This window comes from Pandoraea apista (genome assembly GCF_001465595.2).
Classification (GTDB): domain Bacteria; phylum Pseudomonadota; class Gammaproteobacteria; order Burkholderiales; family Burkholderiaceae; genus Pandoraea; species Pandoraea apista.
In genome coordinates, this window is sequence record NZ_CP013481.2 from 1,213,761 (window position 1) to 1,234,223 (window position 20,463).

Below are 20,463 nucleotides of genomic sequence, written 5' to 3' on the forward strand. Positions count from 1 at the left end.
CGTCTCCTCAGTGGGCCGCGAACAGCAGTTGATCGATGCGCGTCTCGAGCGCGCTCTGGTGGGCCGTGCCGAGCTGCTCGGGCGAAATGCTGTTGAGTTCGGCCTTGACCTGACCGGGATGGGGCGAGAGCAGCAGAATGCGCGTGCCGATACGGATCGCTTCGTCGATACCGTGCGTGACAAACAGCACGGTAAAGCGCGTGTCGTCCCACAGGCGAAGCAGTTCGTCCTGCATCTTGCGGCGCGTGAGGGCATCCAGAGCAGCGAAAGGCTCGTCCATGAGCAGGACATCGGGCTCCATCGCCATGCCTCGCGCGATGGACACACGTTGCTTCATGCCGCCGGAGAGCGTATGCGGATAACTGTCGATGAATTTCGCCAGCCCGACTTTCTCGATGTAATGGGCGGCACGCTCGGCAGCGTCACGCCCCTTCAGGCGGCCGCTCGCGGTGAGTGCGAATTCCACGTTCTGACGCACGGTCTTCCACGGCAGCAACTGATCGAACTCCTGAAAGACCATCATGCGATCGGGGCCAGGCTCGGTGATCGTGCGGCCCTTGAGGCGGATCTCGCCGTGCACCGGGGGCAAATATCCGCCGATAGCCTTGAGCAAGGTGGATTTGCCGCAGCCGGACGGGCCAAGCAGCACGAACCGGTCGCCCGGGTAGACATTGAAACTCACTTGCTGCGCGGCGGTGACGAGGTAGTCGTCGGTCTTGTATTGCAGCGTGACGTGGTCGATTTCGAGCAATGGCGGCACTGCGGGCGCAATTGTCCCGGCAGCGCCCGCAAGGGGGGCGTTTTGCATTGCGTGTCTCCTGATGGATGCTTTTATAATCGGCTCGATACTAAGCAGCGAAGCTGTAACGAAGCTGACACGCTGCTCAGGTGGCCCCCCAATTCAGGGGAAACACCGAGGAAGTTGCCGGCGATTTCCGAGAGAATCGCGGGCAGGCGCCGGGAAATTCGCGGCGGTGCGGTGTACGGGGAAAACGCCTCGCGTCCGGCGACAGGCGAAGAAGGAGACTCAGGAACCATGCGCATCATGCTGGTGGAAGACACCGCCGATGTCGCCGAAGCGATTGCCACCCAGTTGCGCAGGCTTGGCCATGCGCTCGATTGCGAGTCGGACGGTGCGGCTGCGGCGGCACGCATCGGTGACGATTACGACCTGCTGATCCTCGACGTCATGCTGCCGCACGTCGATGGTTTCGAGTTGCTCAAACGTGTGCGTGAGCGCGGCCTGTCGACTCGCGTGCTGATGCTTACGGCTTGCGCCGAGATCGAAGAGCGCGTGCGCGCGCTCGATCTCGGGGCAGACGATTACCTTACCAAACCCTTCGACTTCCGCGAGTTGGAAGCGCGCGTGCGTGCGCTCATGCGCCGCACCGGGCAAGACGCGACGAACCGGCTGACATGCGCCAATCTCTCGCTCGATCGCAAGAGTCGCGGCGTTGAAATCGACGGACAACCGATCGAACTCACGCGCCGCGAAGTCACCCTGCTGGAGATCCTCGCGGCGCGACCGGGGCGCATCTTCGGCAAGGACGAACTCATGGATCGCCTCTACGGCGACGAGCCCGCGCCGAACGCAAACGCCATCGAGCAATATGTCGCCCGGCTGCGCAAGAAGCTCGCGGCAGCGCAATTCCAGATTCGCACGTTGCGCGGGCTGGGCTACCAACTCGTGCTGTCATGATCGTTCCCGGCCGGTCACTGTATCTGCGGCTGGTGGTGCGCATGGGCGCCGTGCTGGCGTTCGCGGTGGCGGCGGTGTTGCTCGGTATCTGGTTCTCGACACGCTCGGCCGTCGACCGGGCGTATGACCGCTGGCTGCTCGGCAGCGCGCTGCAAGTGGCGGAGAACACCTGGTATCAGAATGGCGAAGTGAATGTCGACGTGCCGCTCGCGGCGTTTTCCGCACTCGCGCCGGGCGATCAGATCTTCTACACCGTGCTCGATCCGAATGGCCGGTCGGTGGCTGGCGATTCCGAATTCCGTCCGGTTATTCCCTGGGACAAACTGGCCGATGGCCCTGTCGTTGTCGACGGTACGTATCAGGAGATGCCGATCCGCATCGCCATCGTCGGACGTCGCATGCCGGTGGCCGCCCCGCATCCGTGGGCCGTGGTGGCGCTTGCGCATACCCAGAACGCCCGGGTGCGATTCACGCGCGGGCTGGCCGACAATACGCTACTCATCACCATTGCCACCGGGGGGCTGACAATGCTCGCTGCACTATGGACGCTGCGTCAGGCGCTGCTGCCGCTCAAGCAGATCGAGGCGGCGCTTCGGGCGCGCGACTCGAACGATCTTGCGCCACTGGCGGTGACCGTGCCCGCCGAAACGCTGGCACTCGTGGGGGCGATCAACGACTTCATGCATCGGCTCGCGGCATCGCGCGCGCTGATGCGTCGCGTGATCGGCGACGCGGCCCATCAACTGCGCACGCCCGTGACGGCGCTTACCGCGCAGGCGGAAATGCTGACGCAGACGCAGGATGAAACCGCCCGCGAGATACACCTTGCACGTATTCAGAAGCAGGCGCGCGGGCTTGGCGGCCTTATTCATCAACTGATCAATCACGCGATGGTGCAGCACCGTGCCGACAGCGTGGCGCCTGTACCGGTCGATCTGAACGAGTTGTTGCAGGCCGCGATGCGTGAGACGCTTTCCTACGCGACGCGCGATATCGATGTCGCCCTGAATGCGCCGGACACGCCTTGTATGATCCTGGGCGATCCGCTGAGCCTGCGCGAAGCGATCAAGAACGTGCTGGTCAATGCGCTGGCCTATGGCGCGCCGCATCGGCTTCATGTCGACGTGACGAGTGCGGAAGATCGATGGCGTTTGCGCTTTTTCGATGACGGGCCGGGCATTCCGGAGGCGGAGTGGCAGCGCGTACGCACCCCTTTCTCTTCTCGCGCGGACGGTCGCGAAGGAGCAAGTCTGGGGTTGGCGATGGTTGCCGAAGTGATTCATGCGCACGGCGGCAAGATGGGGTTCGAGCGCGTGGAAGGCGAAGGCTTTGCCGTGGTGCTGACCCTGCCGATGGCAGCAGGCTGACCGCTCGACGAGCGGCTCGCAGGGACCTGCGCGGATTTCACGGTGTCGCGAGACGGGACTGAGCCCACTCACCAATGAAAAAGCGGTTCGTCTCCGAACCGCTTTTTTGTCACCGCACGGTGTTCAGCGCAACGCTCAGAACGAATGCTCCTGCGTCGGGAACGTGCGGTGCTTGACTGCCTGAACATACGCTTCGATGGCCGCAGCAATGCTCGGCTGGCCGTCCATGAAGTTCATCGAGAACTTCGGCGACTTGCCCGGGAACACGCCCAGCATGTCCTGCAACACGAGCACTTGTCCATCGCACTCGGGACCGGCGCCGATGCCGATGGTCGGCATTGTCGGCAATTCGGGTGTCACGCGAGCCGCGAGGGCGGCCGGAATCGCTTCGAGCACGACCAACTGCGCGCCGGCCGCTTGCAGCGCACGCGCGTCGTCGAGCAAACGCGCCTGTGCGGCGTCTTCCCGTGCCTGAACCTTGAAGCCGCCGAACGCGTGCACCGATTGCGGCGTGAGCCCGAGGTGGGCGCACACGGGAATGCTGCGTTCGACCAGAAAGCGCACGGTCTCCGCGAGCCATTCGCCGCCTTCGATCTTCACCATTTGCGCACCGGCCTGCATGACGGACACGGCGCTCTGATAGGCCTGTTCCTTCGTGCCGTACGTGCCAAACGGCAAATCGGCGAGCACCACCGCCTTGTTGACGCTGCGCGCCACGCACTCGGTGTGATAGCAGATGTCTCGCAGCGTGACGGGCAGCGTGGTGCGCTGGCCCTGAATCACGTTGCCGAGCGAGTCGCCAACGAGAATGGCATCGACGCCCACACGGTCGAGCAGTGCGGCGAAACTCGCGTCGTAAGCGGTGAGCATGGCGATCTTCTCGCCACGTTCGCGCATCTGGGCAAGTCCGGGAACGGTCACGGCCTTGCGATTGGATTCTTGCAGATAACTCATGTCAGCCTCGGTTCAGGAGGGTCCGCTGGCGCAACGTGCGTGGCCAGAGATGGTCAGGGGCGCGCACCCTTGACGAAGACTTCCTTGCGTCCGCGCATCTGATCGATGCGTTCGACCAGCAAGGCGAAGTCGCTGTCGTTGTGTGCCGGGTCGAATTGTTCCGTGTCGACAGTCAATACCGGCGCAGCGGCGTAATGATAGAAGAATTCACCGTAGATGTCGCACAGTGCGCGAAGATAGGTGTCGGGAATCTGTTGTTCCATCGGGATCGCGCGCTTCTGAATGCGCGCGAACAACGTCTCTGGACTCGCTTGCAGATGAATCACGAGATCGGGCGCACGGTGCGGCCGCTCGATATGCGCGACGAGCTTGTGGTACAAGGCCAGTTCGTCGGCGGCGAGCGTAAGTCGTGCAAACAGCCCGTCCTTCTCGGGAAGGAAGTCGGTGAAGATCGGCTTGCCGTCGATATCGCGTCGCGCGATTTCCGTTGCCTCGTCTACGCGTTGCAGGCAGAAGGACAACTGCGCGGGCAGCGCAAAGCGCGCACTGTCGCGATAGAAACGTTCGAGAAAGGGATTGAGTGCCGGCTGCTCGAGCATCAGATCGGCGCCGGCGGCATCGGCCAGGCGACGCGCGAGCGATGTTTTGCCAACCCCGATCGGACCTTCGACGGCCAGATAGCGGAAACGCCCGAGAACGGGCGATCTCATGAGGCGTAGGCCCGCTTCGTCGGGCAGCAGCACTGCTCGACACGCTCGATGCGCTGGTCGGCGACATCGGCCAGCAGAGCGCTCACGCGCCCCACGCCGGGAATTTCAAGGTCGGGAGCAAGATCCGCGAGCGGGCGCAGCACGAAGGCGCGCAGCGCAATGCGCGGATGCGGCACAACCAAATCGGGCTCTGCAATGCACTCGTTACCATATAGCAGCAGATCGAGGTCGAGAGTGCGCGGCGCATTTTTATATGGCCGCTCACGCCCGAAATGCAGTTCGATCTTCAGACACAGCGTGAGCAATTGGCGGGCGCTCAGACTCGTCTCGACGGCGACGGCGCAGTTGAGATAGTCGTCACCGCTCGACTCGACGGGGGCGGTGCGATACAAGTCGGATTTGGCCGTGATAGTGACGCCAATCTGCTGTGCGAGACAGACAATGGCGTCCTTGATCGCTTGGCGGGCGTCGCCGAGATTTGCGCCGAGCCCGATATAGGCAACAGTCATGAAGCACCTTCGGAACCATGCTGTCGCGATGATACCCGCTTGCCCTGATTCTCGCTGGTAGCGTTCTCATTACCGCCACCGCCGTCTCCACGTTCGCCGCCCGAACCTTCACCGCTGCCGCCGCTACCCGACGGTTTGCGACGACGCCGACGGCGCTTCGCGGCCGGCGTGGTGCTGCCCGAGCCGCTGCCCTGCGTGAGCAGTGCGTCGCGCGTGGCGCCGTCGCCTTCGAGGAAGTCCGTCCACCACTGACCGACTTCGGCCGGGACTTCACCCGACTCGCAACGCAGCAGCAGAAAGTCGTAACCGGCGCGCAGGCGCGGGTGCTCCAGCAGACGCAGCGGCGTGCGGCCCACGCGCTTGTCCAGCCGCACCTGCAAGCCCCAGATTTCCTTCATGTCGGCGACGAAACGGCGCTGGATCGCCAGCTTGCCGGTTTGCGCGTCGAGCACGTCGTCCATTGCAAGATGCAACGCCGGAATCGGGTACTCGCCCGCACTTTGATAGGCCTGCCACTTTTCCAGCACCAGATGCCACAGGAGTGCGGCGAACAGGAAACCCGGCGAAACCGGTTTGCCTGCGCGGATGCGTGCGTCGGTGTTGGCGAGCGCCAGCGTGACGAACTTCTCGCCCAGCGGTTGCTCCAGCACCACGTCGAGCAACGGAAGCAAGCCGTGATGCAGCCCCTGCGTGCGCAGTTGCTGCACACATGCCCAGGCATGGCCCGAGAGCAGCAGCTTGAGCATTTCGTCGAACAGACGCGCCGCCGGCACGTTGTCGATGAGCGGCGCCAATTGCGGAATCGGTGCTGCCGTAGCGTCGTCGATCTTGAAGCCGAGCTTGGCCGCGAAACGCACCACGCGCAGCATGCGCACAGGGTCTTCGCGGTAGCGCGTGGCCGGATCGCCGATCATGCGCAGCACGCGCTTCTGAATGTCTTCCCAGCCGTGGTGATAGTCGTGCACCGTCTGGGCCGCCGGGTCGTAGTACATGGCGTTGACGGTGAAGTCGCGCCGCGCCGCGTCTTCGTCCTGCTCACCCCAGACGTTGTCGCGCAGCACACGGCCTGATTCGTCGGTCACGTGCGTCTTGCGGTCGAGTTCGCCTTTTTTCGGACGACGTGTGCCGATCTGCTCGCTGTCGACCGCTTCGACCAACGCCCGGAACGTGGAGGTCTCGATGATCTCCTGTCCGAACTGCACATGCACGATCTGGAAGCGGCGGCCGATGATGCGCGCGCGGCGGAACAGGCGCTGGACCTGTTCGGGCGTGGCGCTCGTCGCGACGTCGAAGTCCTTCGGGGCGATGCCCAGCAGCAGGTCGCGTACGGCGCCGCCAACGATGAAGGCCTTGAAGCCGGCTTGCTGGAGTGTGTCGGTCACGCGAACGGCATTCTTCGAGAGCAGGCTCGGATCGATGCCGTGGACCTTGACGGGAATGACGACCGGCACACCGGTGGCGGGCGGGTTGCCCGCACCGCTATCGGTCTGGCCGTCTTTGCCCAGCAGTTTCTTGATGAGTTTGCGGATCACTGGAACAACTCGAGAATGGGCCAGCGACGCGACAGCGCGATGCCGCGCAGCGCCTCATCGGGGTTCGTTGCCACCGGATGGTTCACTTTCTCCATCAGGGGGACGTCGTTGGCGGAATCGCTATAGAAAAATGCGTGGTCGAAATCGCTCCACGTCTTGCCCAGGCTTGCAAGCCAGGCTTCGGTGCGTGTGATCTTGCCCTCGCGGAAGCTCGGTGTGCCGACGTATTCGCCGGTATAACGCGCGTTCGGATCGCCGCCGGCAGTGGCCGGTTCGGTGCCGATCAGGTGATCGATACCGAACGCCCTGGCGATCGGGCGTGTGACGAACGTGTTGGTCGCCGTCACGATGGCGCACAGGTCGCCCGCGTTGCGGTGCACGTCGAGCAGTTCGAGCGCTTCGGGACGGATATGCGGCAGGATCGACTCTTCCATGTACTGCGCATGCCACGCATCGAGCTGGTCGCGCGGGTAGCGTGCGAGCGGCGCGAGACAGAAACGCAGATAGGCCGGCATATCGAGCCGGCCTGCACGGTAGTCCTGATAGAAGGCCTCGTTGGCCTGCGCGTACGAGTCACGCTCGACCGCGCCCTGGCGCACGAGGAAACGGCCCCATTCTTTGTCGCTGTCGGTAGGCAGCAGGGTGTGGTCGAGATCAAAGAGAGCTAAATTGGTCATTGCGCGAATTTTACCTGAAGCCAGGGGTTGCCTAGTTTTTACCGTCGGGGGTGGCAGGATCGGTGTGGGTGAGCATCTGGCGCAGCAACGGTAAGGTGACCGCGCGCTTTTGCTCCATCGAAAAGCGGTCCAGGCGGTCGAGCAATGCCATCAGACTCGACATGTCGCGCTGGAAGTGAGTGAGCAGGTAAGCCGGCACGTCGGCCGCCAACTGCAAGCCGCGCTCACGGGCGGCGTTCTGCAACGCCTGTTTCTTGCCGTCGTCGTCGAGTCCCACAATGTGAAATACGAGACCCCAACCGAGTCGGGTGCGCAAATCTTCGCGCAGCGGCATGTCGACCGGAGGCTGCGAACCCGCCGCCACGAAGGCGCAATGCGGGCGGGCGCGTGTCTCGTTGAACAGGTTGAACGCGGCAATCTGTTGCGTGGGCGAGAGATTGTCGCAATCGTCGACGCAATAGACCGTACTCGCTTCGTCGAACGTGAAGGCTGCCAGCGGGCTGTTCGGACGCAGATAGCGGGCGCTTGGGCCGACGGCATGGCACAGCGCCTCCATCAGGTGGGTTCGGCCGGACCCGGCAGCCCCCCAGAGGTAGATGCCGCGGTCGCGTGCCGTGCCGGCCGAGAGTTCGGCATTCAGGCCGGCGAGCGTCATCGCCGGCTCGCGATTCGGCCCGACAATGAAATTGTCGAACGTGGCGGGCGGCGGTGTGCCGAGGTCGAGATACAGTTGCTGGATCACGAACGAAGAAAGCCGGCGGAAGGCCGGCACAGAACGGTTTGCAGGGCACGACGGCCTTCGCCGGCGTCCGATATCCGGTTTGCGTGCCGAAAGGACACGCGCATCGGGTAAAATCGCATTTTACCGAACCTTGATGCATTCCCGTCATGTCACACCCTAACGAAACTTCCGGCCTTTCCTATCGCGACGCTGGCGTCGACATCGAAGCGGGCGACGCATTGGTCGAAGCGATCAAGCCGTTTGCCAAGAAAACCCTGCGCGACGGCGTGCTGGGCGGCATTGGCGGCTTTGGCGCACTGTTCGAAGTGCCCAAGCGCTACAAGGAGCCGGTACTCGTTTCGGGCACCGATGGCGTGGGCACCAAGCTCAAGCTGGCCTTCACGCTGAACAAACACGACACGGTCGGCCAGGATCTGGTGGCCATGAGCGTGAACGATATTCTGGTGCAGGGCGCCGAGCCGCTGTTCTTCCTCGACTACTTCGCCTGCGGCAAGCTGGATGTGGCCACGGCTGCCACCGTCGTCAAGGGCATTGCCCAGGGCTGCGAGCTGGCCGGTTGCGCTCTGATCGGCGGCGAAACGGCGGAAATGCCGAGCATGTATCCGGACGGCGAGTACGATCTGGCCGGTTTCGCGGTCGGTGCGGTCGAAAAGAGCAAGATCATCGACGGCACGACCATCGTGCCGGGTGACATCGTGCTGGGTCTGGCCTCGTCGGGCGCCCACTCGAACGGCTATTCGCTGGTGCGCAAGATCATTGAAGTTGCCAAGCCGGATCTGGACGCCGATTTCCACGGCCAACCGCTGCGCGACGTGCTGATGGCGCCCACGCGCATTTACGTCAAGCCGCTGCTGGCGCTGATGGCGACGCTGCCGGTCAAGGGGATGGCGCACATCACCGGCGGCGGTATCGTCGAGAACATTCCGCGCGTGCTGCAAGACCACCTGACGGCCGATATCTCGAAGGACGCCTGGACGCTGCCGCCGCTGTTCCAGTGGCTGCAAGCGCACGGCAAGGTGGCCGACGCCGAAATGCACCGCGTGTTCAACTGCGGTATCGGCATGGCGGTCATCGTGTCTGCCGCTGACGCCGATGCGGCCGTCAAGCACCTCGAAGCGTCGGGCGAGACGGTCTACCGTCTGGGCAAGATCCGCGAGCGCAAGGAAGGCGAGGCGCAAACGATCGTGTCGTAAGACAGGGGAGGGCGCGGCCCTCCCGGCGCAAGGAATGCAAGCAAAGCCCGCCGGGGATTCCCTCGGCGGGCTTTGCTTTTTGGCCAGCGCCGGCGATTCAGGGAAAGGCGGGGCCGGTTGACGGCAGAGACCGCGTCGGCTCATCACGTTTCATGGCGATGTGTGCGGCTTTCATGCGGCTTTCATGCGGGTCTCGACGGCACGCATGACATCCTCAAGCGTGGTCTCCATCACCCGCACGAGATCGTCGAGTTGTGCGCTGGGTGCGGCGGCGCGCGGCGTGATGCGCAGGGTGTGGAACGGCATCGAGGGTTCGAAGCGGCGCAATACGAGATCGGAGTCGAGAAAATCGTAGGCAGACACGGGATGCAGCAACCCGATGCCGACATTCTCCTTGACCATCGTGCCGATGTTGACGGAATAGCGGGCCGTGGCGACAACCTGCTGATGCAGATTTCCCTCGGCGAAGAGCTGATCCATGCCCCAGCGCACCATGTCGGTGGGCTCGTAGGAGAGGATCGGCTGTCCCTTCAGATCGGCCAGACGGATCATCTTCTTGCGAGCGAGCGCGTGGCCCGACGGCAGAGCGCAGATCGCGTCGAGCTTGGCGAACGAGACGGCGTCGGTCGCGGCCACATCGATGGTGTCGGTCACGAGACCCAGCGCGAGTTGATGCGTGACGACCTGATCGCGAATCAGATCCGAGGCCCCCGTGGTCAGCGCCAGTTGGACGCTGGGGTGCAACGCCCGGTAGCCGGCCATCACCCGCGCGAAGAACCCGAGGCCGAACGACACCACGGACCCCACACGAACGACGGCCTTGTCCGGGTTGCGCAGATTGAGCGCAAATTCACGGATGTTATCGAGCCCGGCGTAGCGGCGCTCCACTTCTTCGAAGAGCGCGAACGCCTCGGCCGTAGGCTCGAGACGGCCGCGCGCGCGGTCGAACAGCGTGAGACGCGTCGAGCGTTCGAGATCGGCCACAAGACGGCTGACCGCAGACTGCGACGTGCCGAGCACCTGCGCCGCTTTGGTGGTCGTGCGCGTAAGCATCAGCGCACGAAAGGCGTCGACGTGCCGAAAATCCATCGATTCTCCACGGAAGGGTTTGCGCGTGCGGCACTCGCCTTACAGCGCGAAAGCGTGGATTCTACCGCCCTTCATCACCATCGGAATGCGCTCCCCCTGACCAAGCAGACAGTCGATGGACGCGAGCGGATTGCCGTCGACGATCAGCACGTCGGCGTGCGCGCCGGGCACGATTTCCCCCAACTGTCCCGACTGACCGAGCACTTCGGCACCGATGACCGTGGCACTTCGCAGAATCTCTGCCGGGGAAAGCACTTCGGCACGCAAACGGAATTCGTCGCTTTGCAGGCGCTGCGATTCGCCCAGCAGATCCGAGCCGTAACCCATCTTCACGCCTGCCTCGCGGAAGATCTCCAGCGAGCGCAAACCGGCCGCGTGCACGTCGGCGATCTTTGCGACGCTGTCGTCGGGCAGGCCGAGCGACTTGCCTTCGTTGGCCAGCGCGTCGTAAGTCACCAGCGTGGGCACGGCGTAAGCGCCCTGATCGGCCATATAGCGAGCAGTGGCGGCGTCGACGAGATTGCCATGCTCGATAGTGCGCACACCGCAACGCACGGCTCGCTCGATCGCCTGTGCCGTGTAGGCGTGGGCGAGCACGTAGGTGCCGCGTGCGCGTGCTTCGGCGACGATGGCGCGGATCTCGTCCTCGGAGTAGCCCCACGCGCCCACGGGATCGGTGGGCGAGGCCACGCCGCCCGAGGCCATGATCTTGATCTGATCGGCCCCCATCTGCAATTCTTCGCGCACGGCACGACGCACTTCGTCAACACCGTCGGCCACGCGCGACAGCGCACCGACGCGCACACAGCATGGGCACGGGCCGTCGGTGCCGATGTAATCGGTGCGCGCGCGTCCGTCGCCGTGTCCGCCGGTCTGGCTGATCGCGCGGCCCGACACGAACAGGCGCGGCCCTTCGGCGAGCCCGCTGTCCACCGCCTGTTTGATGGCGTATCCGGCACCGCCCGCGTCGCGCACGGTGGTGAAGCCGCGACGCAGCATGCCCTGCAAAATGGGTACCGACTTGAGCGTGACGAGCACGTTCGGCAGATGCGCCTGCGCTGACAGATTGAGTTGCGTCGCGTGAACGTGCACATGCAAATCGATCAGCCCCGGCATGACCGTGCGCCCGCGCGCGTCGATCTCTCGCGCGGACTGCACGCGAATCGGCTTATCGGAGACTTCCTTGATGCGCCCGTCCTCGATCAGGACGGCGTGGTCTTCGCGCAACTCGCCCTTGACCGGGTCGAGCAACGCGCAATTCGACAGCAGAATCGACTCCATGACCTCTCCTCCGGGATGATACGTCTGGTGTTCTATGCCGGCCGTTCCGACATCGCGTGCCGCGTGTTCAATTGATCGTGGCGTGAGCGAGCGTGCGGGGCGTGTTGGTGAGCATCACGGGGGTGTCGCCGGTCACGACCGAGTCGTCCAGCCGGAAGCCGCCGAGGCCGTAGACGTAGATCCCCGGCTCCGCCGAATAGACCTCGTTGGCGAGCAGCGGCCGGTGGCTGAACGCCATGTCGTCCGGGTATTCGTGGCCGATGATGCCCATGCCGTGTCCCGTGCGGTGACGGATGTACTCGCCGCAACCGGCTTTCTCGATGACGGCTTGCGCCGCGGCGTCGATGCCCGACACCGGTTTGCCCGTGACGGCGGCGTTCACGGCGGCCTCGTTGGCCGCGCGCGCGACTTCGTAGAAGCGCGCCTGCTCGCTCGACGGTTTGCCGCAGAACCAGGTGCGCTCATTCTCGATGACGAGGCCGTTCAGGCGCGGAATCACGATGTTGACCATGCCGTCGCCCTCGCTGATGCGCGCGCCGCACGAGGCGCCATCGCCGTGGGGCGAGGCCGATGCGGGGCCCGAGAGTGTCCAGCAGCGCATCACTTCGAGGTTCTCGCCGGGGAAGCGCTTCGCGCCTTCGGTGACCATCAACGCGGCCATCGAGTAATCGAGTTCCTGCACGAGACGCCCCGGACGGATATTCTCGCGATAGCGATCCTGCACCCAGTCCGCCAGTTCGGCGGCGGCGCGCATGATGGCGATTTCTTCGTCGTGCTTCACCCAGCGCAACGCGCGCATCTCGGCAAGCATCGGCACGAGCTTTGCATCGGGCAGCAATGCGCCGGCTCTCGCCAACGGACCACCGGCGGCGTCGACACCAATGCGCGAACCCGCAAGACCGGCCGTGCGCATCGTGTCGGCGATCAGCGCAGGAACTTCGGCGAGCAGCGGCTGGCGTTGCGTCACGCGCGGATGCTCGGCATAAAGCGTGACACGATCGAGATCGAGCCACAGATGACCACGCTCTCGCGCCATCATCAGGTGATGCGTGGACAACTCGTTCATGACCGCGAAAGGCTCCCCGTTACGCGGCACGCAAATGGCGATCGGGCGCTCCCACGTCTGCACATCGACGTGAAAGTTGGTGGCCCACTGAAAGAAGTCGGCGGCGGTGAACACGAGCGCGTCGACACGCGTGCGGTCCATCAGGTCGTTCATCAGATTGCGGCGGTACTGCCGTGTGGCATGAGAGAGGGTCGGCATGGCGAAATCCTTATCGGCAAAAATGTTGCGCAATGTCAGGAAGCGCAGGCGCGGCGCACGGCACGGCATGACACGGGCAGACCGGACGGGGCGGCAAGCGCAGTCGGGGAACTCAGGTCATCATCGTCTTCGCATAACGGCGGTGAATGACCCAGTGCGAGGCGATGGCCAGCGCGAACGTCACGACCATCGACACAATGGAGAGCACCGCGCCGAACGGCCAGTTATTCGCTTTCGCGATCTGGTCGTAGATCGTGGGCGTCATCATCGTGATGCCGGTGCCGCCGAGCAGCACGGGGGTGGCGTAGGCGTTCATGCAGAGAATGAACACGAGCATGGTGCCCGCCGCGATACCCGGCGCCGCCATTGGCAGGATCACTCGCGTGAGTGTCTGACGGAACGTGGCGCCCAGATTGCGTGCGGCTTCCTCGACGGAGAAGTCCATGCCTTCGAGCACGCTCTGTAACGTGAGAATCATGTACGGCAGCACCACCGCCGTCGTGCCCACAACGACAGCGAACGGCGTATAGAGCAGTCGAACCGGTTGCGGCACGATACCCAGCGACACGAGCAGCGAATTGACGAAACCGGCGTTGCCGAGCATCACCATCCAGCCTGCCGCGCGCACGACATTTCCCACGAGCAGCGGGAAGACCAGCAACATCACGAGCAGGCTCTTGAAGCGGCTTTGCGTGCGGGCGAGCACGTACGCCACGGGAAAGCCGAACACGAGCGCGAGCACAGTACACAACGAGGCGACCTTGATCGTCGTCCACAACACCGAGAGGTAGTACGGATCGGTGAAGAACTTGAGATAGTTTGCGCCGGTCAGTGCCGCCTGCATCATGTCGACGGGGTCGTACCGGTTGAAGCTGTAGCGCACCAGTTGCAGCCCGGGGAACACGATGACGAAGAGCACGACGAGCGTGGCGGGCGCGGCGAGCGAGCCGCCGGTGAACGCGCGGCGAACCGCACGCGCGGTGGCGGCCCGCGAGGCGTGAGTCGCTTGAGCGGGCGGCGGGCGCGAGGTCATGGTGGGCTCCGGCGTGTCGGCAACGTTCACAGCCCCACCTTGAATTCCTTGTTCCAGAAGTCGAGCAGCGCGGGCTTGTCGGCAGTGAATTTCGCGTAGTCGAGTTTCACCATCCGGTCGAGTTCGGCATTGGTAAAGCCCACGCTCTGTTGCAGCGACGGCGGCAGGTTGGCGTTCTTCACGGTTGGCGCATAGCCCATGGTTTCCGCAAAGCCGATCTGCGCACGCGGGTCGAGCATAGCGTTCAGATAGTTGAAGCCGCACGGCTTGGACTGCGAGTTCTTCGGCACGGCGGCTTCGAAGGTCACCGGCACGGCGCCTTCCTTGGGCACCACGTAGTCGATGGGCACACCGGCCTTCTTCCACTGAAGCGCGCGCGCCTTCCACATGCAGGTGAACCAGATGTCGCCGCTCTTGAGCGCGGAGGCCACGGCCTCGTTCGACGGATAGACCTTCGGCTGCTGCGACTTGCGCAACTCGCGCAGAAACTGCATGCCACCGGCGGTATCGCCATCCTTATGACCCGCGGCGAGCGAACTGCTCACGACGTTGAAGTTGTAGAGAATGTCGGAGAAGCCGACCTTGCCCTTGAGCTTCGGGTCGAGGGCAGCCGAAAACGAGTCGGGCTTCGTGCCGAGCTTTTCCGGGTTGTACACGATCACCATCGCGCTGAAGATGTGCGGAATCGAATACGGACGGCGCAGCGCTTCGAGCGTGTTGCCGAGGTTGGGCACGAGCTTCGCATCGACGGCTTCGAGAATGCCCGAGCGGTTGATGTCGTACATATCGAGATCGGCCAGACACGCGACGTCGAGCGAGCCACGGCGCGACGCTTTCTCCGCGCGCAGTTTGGTCATGCGAGCGACCTGATCGGCCGAGTCGTACGTGACCTTGCCGCCCGCCGCTTCGATGATCGGCTTGCCGATATTCTGTTCGAGCAGGTTCAGGTAGTCGCCGCCCCAGGTGCCGACAACCACGTTCGGGCAAGCATCGGCCGCGTACGCCGAAAGCGCGTCGAGGCCTAGCGCGGGAGCGATCACCAGACCGGAAGCGGTCTTCAGAAACAGGCGGCGGTTCAGGGCGTGCGTCATGTCGTCATCCTTCAAAACGTTGGCCACGAGGGTGGCCGATACATGGGCCGAAGCGAGGGGGTAAGGCGTCGTCAGGCGTTAAAAAACAGACAGTCGGTACTGGCGAAACAGGCGTTGAGTGCACGGCCTGGCGCATAGCGGCCGGCGTCGTCGCGTGCGGTGTTTTGCACGTGCGCCACGAGCATCTCACCTTGCGCGCTCTTCAGGCGAAGTTCGAGCGTGGAGCCCAGATAGATCGTCTGATCGACCGTGACCGGTAGCGCTGTTTCGTCGCGCGCCGGGGTGTCTGTCAGGCGCAGGCGCTCGGGGCGGATACCGAGTGTCGTGGCGTCCGGCGACGCGGCGGGCAAGGCCAGGCGCTCTCCTCTGGCGGTCACGAAATGGCCATCCGTCATTCGGCCCGCGAGGAAATTCATCTTGCCGAGGAAGTTCGCGACGAACGGATTGGCGGGACGTTCGTACAGCGTGTCGGCGGTGCCGATCTGTTGCACGCAACCGTCGTGCATCACGGCCAGACGGTCGGCAATCGCCAGCGCCTCTTCCTGGTCGTGGGTGACGAAAATCGTTGTGAGTCCGAGCCGGCGCTGCAATGCGCGGATCTCTTCGCGCACTTCGGTGCGCAGCTTGGCGTCGAGATTGGAGAGCGGTTCGTCGAGCAGGAAGACGTCGGGACGAATGGCGAGTGCGCGGGCAATCGCCACGCGTTGCTGCTGACCGCCGGAGAGTTGGCGCGGGTACCGATCCGCCAGCGCCGTGAGACGCACCATATCGAGGGCTTCGCGAATGCGCGTGGCGCGATCGGCGCTCGATACGTGTCGCATTTCAAGGCCGAACGCCACGTTCTCGGCCACGGTCATGTGCGGAAAGAGCGCATAGCGCTGGAACACCATGCCGGTATTGCGACGGTTCGGCGGCAAGCGCGAGACTTCTTTGCCGCCGATCCAGATTTCACCGGCCGTCGGCTCGACGAAACCAGCGACCATGCGCAGCGTGGTTGTCTTGCCGCAGCCGCTCGGGCCCAGAAACGCCACGAGTTCGCCCTCGGCGATCTCCAGCGAGAAGTCCGCCACGGCAGCGGCGTTGCCATATTGCTTACGCAGTCCGCGAAGGGATACGTTGGCCATGTCAGATCACCTGGCTGAGTTTGACGAAGCGATCGGTGATCAGCATGACGATGCCGAGCAGCACGATCTGCGCAGCGGAGACGGCTGCAATCGTCGGGTCGAGGTTGAATTCGAGGTACTGCATGATCGCGATGGGGAGCGTGGTCTTGCCGGGTCCCACGAGCGGCAACGTGAGTTCGAGGTTCTCGAACGACACGATGAAGCTGAACAAGACAGACGCCACAATGGCCGGGCGCAGCATCGGCAATGTCACGCGCCACAGTGTTCGCCACGGACCTGCGCCGAGGTTGCGCGCGGCCTCTTCGATGGTGTCGTCGATCTGCGCGAGACTCGCGCCGACGAGGCGCATCGTCCACGGAATGGTCAGACAGATATGCGCGACGACAAGGCCGCCGAAGGTGCCCACGATGTCCACGTCGAGCGTGTTTTCGGCGCGCAGATAGAAGAGGTACGTGGCAATGCCCGCGACGATGCCCGGCACCACCAGCGGCAGCAGCAGAACGTTGCCCAGCGTGCGGCGGCCCGGAAAGCGATAGCGCGCGAGGGCGAGCGAGGCGGCCACGCCGAGGATCACGCCGCCGATGGCCGCACAGGCGGCGAGTTGCAAGGAGAGGAGGAAGCCGTTGGCGAATGCGGCATTACGCCACGCATTCAGATACCACGACACGGTGTAGCCGCTCGGCGGGAACGTGATGATCGCGTCTTTGAAGAAGCTCAGCCAGACAACGAAGATCAGCGGGCTGAGCATGAACAGATAGATCAGCGTGACCCCTGTGCGTACCGCCCATTTGGCGACCGGTGCCGGCAGCCGCAGCACATCGCCCGTCACCCCACTTGGCTCCATCGAAGTCTGCGTCATTGGCGTCCTTCCCGGTATCGTGGATTCGATGCAATTTTGCATTGATCGAAACGTTGATATGCAAATTAGCATATCAAAATCGTCATGCAAACCGGAAAGCTGTCAGGGTTTGAACGGAGGCGGGCGCGGCACTTGTGACCGGCTCGGCGCGGCGCGTGTGGCCAGGGGGGAGGGACAACAACGCTTCGCTGCCTTGGCGGCGAAGCGTCGGGCATCGGCAGGGCTCAGCTCTGCCAGAGCGTGCGTACAGTGGCGAGCGCCCGTTGCGGGGCGTCGGCCGCAGCGCAGTCTACGATGTGGCGCTCCGGCATCGAACGCAGCCACGTGAGCTGACGCTTGCACAACTGACGGGTGGCGAAGATGCCCTTGTCTCGCATGGTGTCGTAGTCGGTCTCGCCGTCGAGGTATTCCCACACCTGCCGGTAGCCCACACAGCGCATCGACGGCAGCCCGGGGTCGAGATCGCCCCGTGCGCGCAGACGTTCGACTTCTTCGATGAAACCGGCCGCGAGCATCAGACGAAAACGTTCGGCAATGCGCGCATGGAGCACCGATCGGTCGCCGGGCTCCAGTGCGACGGGCACGAAAGTGTGTGTCGATGGCGTGTCCGGAGTCTGTGCCTGCTCGGCCAGCCATTGCGACATGGGCTTGCCCGACAGTTCGAAAATTTCGAGGGCGCGCTGAATGCGCTGCGAGTCGTTCGGCGCGAGGCGGGCGGCCGTCGCGGGATCGACGCCGGCGAGTCGAGCATGCATCGCAGGCCAACCGTTGCGAGCGGCGTCTGCGTCGAGTCTGGCGCGCACCTCGGCGTTGGCGGATGGCAGCGGCGAGAGGCCCTGCGTGAGCGCCTTGTAATACAGCATGGTGCCGCCAACGAGCAGCGGACGTCGCCCGCGCGCGGTGATTTCGTCGATAAGTCGCAGCGTGTCGTGACGAAATTGTGCGGCCGAGTAGGCATCGCGCGGATCGATGATGTCGATCAGGTGATGCGGCACGGCGGCCAATTCGGCGGCGCTGGGCTTGGCCGTGCCGATATCCATCTCGCGATAGACGAGGGCGGAATCGACGCTGATGATCTCGAGCGGTGTGTCCTGTGCCAGCGCGAGAGCCGCGGCGGTCTTGCCGGAAGCCGTCGGGCCCAGCAGACAGACGATCGGGGGATTTGCCTTCATGAACCGCTCAACGTCCGCGCATGAACAATTTGTCGAGGTCGCCGAGCGTGAGCTGGTACCAGGTGGGCCGTCCGTGGTTGCATTGATCGGCGCGCTCGGTCGCTTCCATCTGACGCAGCAATGCGTTCATTTCCTCATGCGTCAGGCGACGGTTGGCACGTACCGCCGTGTGGCAGGCGAGCGTGCCCAGCAGTTCGTGCTGACGTTCCGTGAGCACGCGCGACCCGCCGTACTGACGCAGATCGGCCAGCACGGCGCGCGCGAGTGCCTGCGCATCGGCACCGTCGAGCAGCGCAGGAATGGCGCGCACGGCGAGCGTGGTCGGCGACATGACCGCGAGGTCGAAACCGAGGGCGGTGAGCGTTTCCTGATGCTCTTCGGTCGTGCCGATCTCCACCGGGTCGGCGAAGAACGTCACCGGAATGAGCAGCGGCTGCACCGGCACGCTGCGCTCGACCAGCGCCTGCTTGAAGCGCTCGTACAGAATGCGCTCGTGCGCCGCGTGCATATCGACCAGCACGAGACCGTGAGCGTTCTGAGAGAGGATGTAGATGCCGTGTAACTGGCCCAGCGCAAAGCCCAACGGATGCTCGAGGGACATAGCGCCGGCGTTGCCGCTGGCGCCTGCGGGCAATGCGTCGAATCCGGTGGCAAGCGCCGCGCCGTCCTGGGGGGCGCCAGTGTTGCCGTAAGCAGGCGAGGGCGCGTCGGTCACGCCCGGCTGACCGTAGGGGCGAGGGGCGGGCGGTGCGGTGCGTCCGAACAGATTGTCGTAGACGGACATCGGCTGCACCATCGGCAGCGAGCCTTGCTGCATGCGCGGGTTCCAACTGCTACCGCCCGGCGTGCCGAAACCGGCGGCCGGACGTGCTGCCATGAGGCCGTTCCCGTTTCCATTTGCCCCGCCAGCGGCAGCCCCCGGCCCGGCGGCGAGACCGCCGCTATCGGTCAGGTGTGCCGAGTGCGTGGCGCCGCCGCTGCCCGCCGCGCGTGCCAGCGCACGCTGCACGACGTGGAACACGAACTGGTGGACGCTGCGGGCATCGCGGAACCGCACTTCGATCTTCGACGGGTGAACGTTCACGTCGACCAACTGCGGCGGCAATTCGAAATACAGCACGTAAGCGGGGTAGCGGTCGCCGTGGAGCACATCTTCGTACGCGGCGCGAACCGCGTGGGTGAGAAGCTTGTCGCGCACGAAACGCCCGTTCACGAAGAAGAACTGCTGGTCGGCGCGGCCCCGGCTGGCGGTCGGCAAGCCGACGAAACCGGACAGGCGCAGCTCGGCTGCGCCTTCGTCGAGCGCGAGATGGGCGCCGGCGAAATCGTTGCCGAGCACGCGCGAGACGCGCGTGGCGGCGTCAGACGCGTTCCAGTGCTCAACCGCACGGTTGTTGTGCAGGATCGAGAAGCCGACATCCGGGCGCGCGAGCGCACTGCGCCGGATGACGTCCATGCAGTGACCGAATTCGGTTTGCTCGGTCTTCAGGAATTTGCGGCGCGCGGGGGTATTGAAATACAGATCGCGCACGTCGACCGTCGTGCCCACAGGGCCGGCTGCGGGTGTCAGGGTTCCGGTGTTGCCGTCGATCGCCGTGGCATGCGGCGCGTCGGCCTGCCGGCTCGACAAGGTGAGCTGCGCGACGGACGCGATAGAGGCCAGCGCTTCGCCCCGGAACCCGAGCGTGAGTACCGACTCCAGTTCGTCGAGCGTACGAATCTTGCTCGTGGCGTGACGTGTTAGAGCAAGTGGCAATTGCTCGGCAGACATGCCGCCGCCGTCGTCGGTAATCGCAATGCGGCGCACGCCGCCTTCCTCAAGCTTGATCTGGAGCGCACGCGCGCCGGCGTCGAGCGCATTTTCGAGCAATTCCTTGACGACGGACGCCGGGCGTTCAACGACCTCGCCAGCGGCAATCTGACTAATCAACTGATCCGGGAGGACCTGAATGGCGCGAGCCGGCGCGAGGCCTGCCGGCATAGGGCCGGGGCGGCGCTCGGGGGCGTGGGTGCTGGCGCTGCCGGGCAAGGCGCCCGGGTCTTGCGCCTCGGAGGCGGAGGTCGGGGTGGCAGACATGGGAACCATTATAAAGGTTGCCCTCAAAGACATAGATCGATCGACGTTTCAGCCCGCAATACCCATGAGAGCGCAGCCGCTTCCCATGAT

General features: G+C 64.3%; 19 protein-coding genes. 3 read left to right on the top strand and 16 right to left on the bottom strand.

The features are described 5' to 3' along the window. Positions 1-7 precede the first annotated feature (7 nt). Positions 8-808: an ABC transporter ATP-binding protein gene (locus AT395_RS05650; RefSeq protein ID WP_042112722.1), complete on the bottom strand. Its 801-nt coding sequence runs from the start codon at positions 806-808 to the stop codon at positions 8-10. A gap of 228 nt (positions 809-1,036) precedes the next feature. Between AT395_RS05650 and AT395_RS05655 the strand changes: the two genes are divergently transcribed. Both AT395_RS05655 and AT395_RS05660 read left to right on the top strand, forming a co-directional pair. Next, on the top strand, positions 1,037-1,699 hold the full coding sequence (locus tag AT395_RS05655) for a response regulator transcription factor (RefSeq protein ID WP_039367175.1): 663 nt from the start codon (positions 1,037-1,039) through the stop codon (positions 1,697-1,699). Further along, complete coding sequence (locus AT395_RS05660; protein ID WP_048627874.1) at positions 1,696-3,066, top strand: sensor histidine kinase; 1,371 nt, start codon at positions 1,696-1,698, stop codon at positions 3,064-3,066. Before AT395_RS05655 ends, AT395_RS05660 begins: the two co-directional genes overlap by 4 nt. A gap of 135 nt (positions 3,067-3,201) precedes the next feature. Here AT395_RS05660 and panB read toward each other — a convergent pair whose 3' ends face one another. Genes panB through hda form a run of 6 tightly spaced genes read right to left on the bottom strand, consistent with a single transcriptional unit; the run spans position 3,202 to position 8,190 of the window. Further along, positions 3,202-4,020 carry a 3-methyl-2-oxobutanoate hydroxymethyltransferase gene (panB, locus tag AT395_RS05665; RefSeq protein WP_042112718.1) on the bottom strand — a complete coding sequence of 273 codons (819 nt, stop codon included), beginning with the start codon at positions 4,018-4,020 and terminating at the stop codon, positions 3,202-3,204. A gap of 53 nt (positions 4,021-4,073) precedes the next feature. Then, positions 4,074-4,730, bottom strand: a complete 657-nt coding sequence (locus AT395_RS05670; protein ID WP_042117293.1) for a deoxynucleoside kinase — start codon at positions 4,728-4,730, stop codon at positions 4,074-4,076. Beyond that, the gene (gene folK, locus AT395_RS05675) at positions 4,727-5,239 is read right to left on the bottom strand and encodes a 2-amino-4-hydroxy-6-hydroxymethyldihydropteridine diphosphokinase (RefSeq protein ID WP_042112716.1); all 513 of its coding nucleotides are present in this window, start codon (positions 5,237-5,239) and stop codon (positions 4,727-4,729) included. The genes AT395_RS05670 and folK overlap by 4 nt, the downstream gene beginning before the upstream one ends. Continuing rightward, positions 5,236-6,771, bottom strand: a complete 1,536-nt coding sequence (pcnB, locus tag AT395_RS05680) for a polynucleotide adenylyltransferase PcnB (RefSeq protein ID WP_048627873.1) — start codon at positions 6,769-6,771, stop codon at positions 5,236-5,238. Before pcnB ends, folK begins: the two co-directional genes overlap by 4 nt. Next, positions 6,768-7,448, bottom strand: coding sequence for a histidinol-phosphatase (locus tag AT395_RS05685; RefSeq protein ID WP_042112714.1), 681 nt, complete (start codon positions 7,446-7,448; stop codon positions 6,768-6,770). The genes pcnB and AT395_RS05685 overlap by 4 nt, the downstream gene beginning before the upstream one ends. Before the next feature lie 31 nt (positions 7,449-7,479). Further along, positions 7,480-8,190, bottom strand: a complete 711-nt coding sequence (hda, locus tag AT395_RS05690) for a DnaA regulatory inactivator Hda (protein ID WP_042117292.1) — start codon at positions 8,188-8,190, stop codon at positions 7,480-7,482. A gap of 146 nt (positions 8,191-8,336) precedes the next feature. Between hda and purM the strand changes: the two genes are divergently transcribed. Further along, a complete protein-coding gene (gene purM, locus AT395_RS05695; RefSeq protein WP_042112712.1) occupies positions 8,337-9,383 on the top strand; it encodes a phosphoribosylformylglycinamidine cyclo-ligase in 1,047 nt (348 codons plus the stop codon). Positions 9,384-9,554: 171 nt separating this feature from the next. On the opposite strand, the gene AT395_RS05700 is transcribed toward purM, so the two are convergent. The 9 genes from AT395_RS05700 to mutL all read right to left on the bottom strand — a co-directional run bounded on the left by AT395_RS05700 (position 9,555) and on the right by mutL (position 20,382). Then, on the bottom strand, positions 9,555-10,472 hold the full coding sequence (locus AT395_RS05700) for a LysR substrate-binding domain-containing protein (protein ID WP_048627872.1): 918 nt from the start codon (positions 10,470-10,472) through the stop codon (positions 9,555-9,557). Positions 10,473-10,511: 39 nt separating this feature from the next. Continuing rightward, positions 10,512-11,753, bottom strand: a complete 1,242-nt coding sequence (locus AT395_RS05705) for a metal-dependent hydrolase family protein (protein ID WP_042112708.1) — start codon at positions 11,751-11,753, stop codon at positions 10,512-10,514. A 67-nt stretch (positions 11,754-11,820) separates the two neighbouring features. Beyond that, positions 11,821-13,017 (bottom strand): M24 family metallopeptidase, encoded by a 1,197-nt coding sequence (locus tag AT395_RS05710; protein WP_048627927.1) that lies wholly within the window; start codon positions 13,015-13,017, stop codon positions 11,821-11,823. Between the two features lie 112 nt (positions 13,018-13,129). Next, complete coding sequence (locus AT395_RS05715) at positions 13,130-14,050, bottom strand: ABC transporter permease (RefSeq protein ID WP_042117289.1); 921 nt, start codon at positions 14,048-14,050, stop codon at positions 13,130-13,132. Between the two features lie 26 nt (positions 14,051-14,076). Then, on the bottom strand, positions 14,077-15,141 hold the full coding sequence (locus AT395_RS05720; protein ID WP_042117288.1) for an extracellular solute-binding protein: 1,065 nt from the start codon (positions 15,139-15,141) through the stop codon (positions 14,077-14,079). 71 nt (positions 15,142-15,212) lie between these two features. Continuing rightward, positions 15,213-16,265 carry an ABC transporter ATP-binding protein gene (locus AT395_RS05725; protein WP_042112707.1) on the bottom strand — a complete coding sequence of 351 codons (1,053 nt, stop codon included), beginning with the start codon at positions 16,263-16,265 and terminating at the stop codon, positions 15,213-15,215. A gap of 1 nt (position 16,266) precedes the next feature. Then, positions 16,267-17,124 carry an ABC transporter permease gene (locus AT395_RS05730; RefSeq protein WP_048627871.1) on the bottom strand — a complete coding sequence of 286 codons (858 nt, stop codon included), beginning with the start codon at positions 17,122-17,124 and terminating at the stop codon, positions 16,267-16,269. A 224-nt stretch (positions 17,125-17,348) separates the two neighbouring features. Next, positions 17,349-18,296 carry a tRNA (adenosine(37)-N6)-dimethylallyltransferase MiaA gene (miaA, locus tag AT395_RS05735; protein WP_048627870.1) on the bottom strand — a complete coding sequence of 316 codons (948 nt, stop codon included), beginning with the start codon at positions 18,294-18,296 and terminating at the stop codon, positions 17,349-17,351. Between the two features lie 7 nt (positions 18,297-18,303). After that, positions 18,304-20,382: a DNA mismatch repair endonuclease MutL gene (gene mutL, locus AT395_RS05740; RefSeq protein WP_414813075.1), complete on the bottom strand. Its 2,079-nt coding sequence runs from the start codon at positions 20,380-20,382 to the stop codon at positions 18,304-18,306. Positions 20,383-20,463 lie beyond the last annotated feature (81 nt).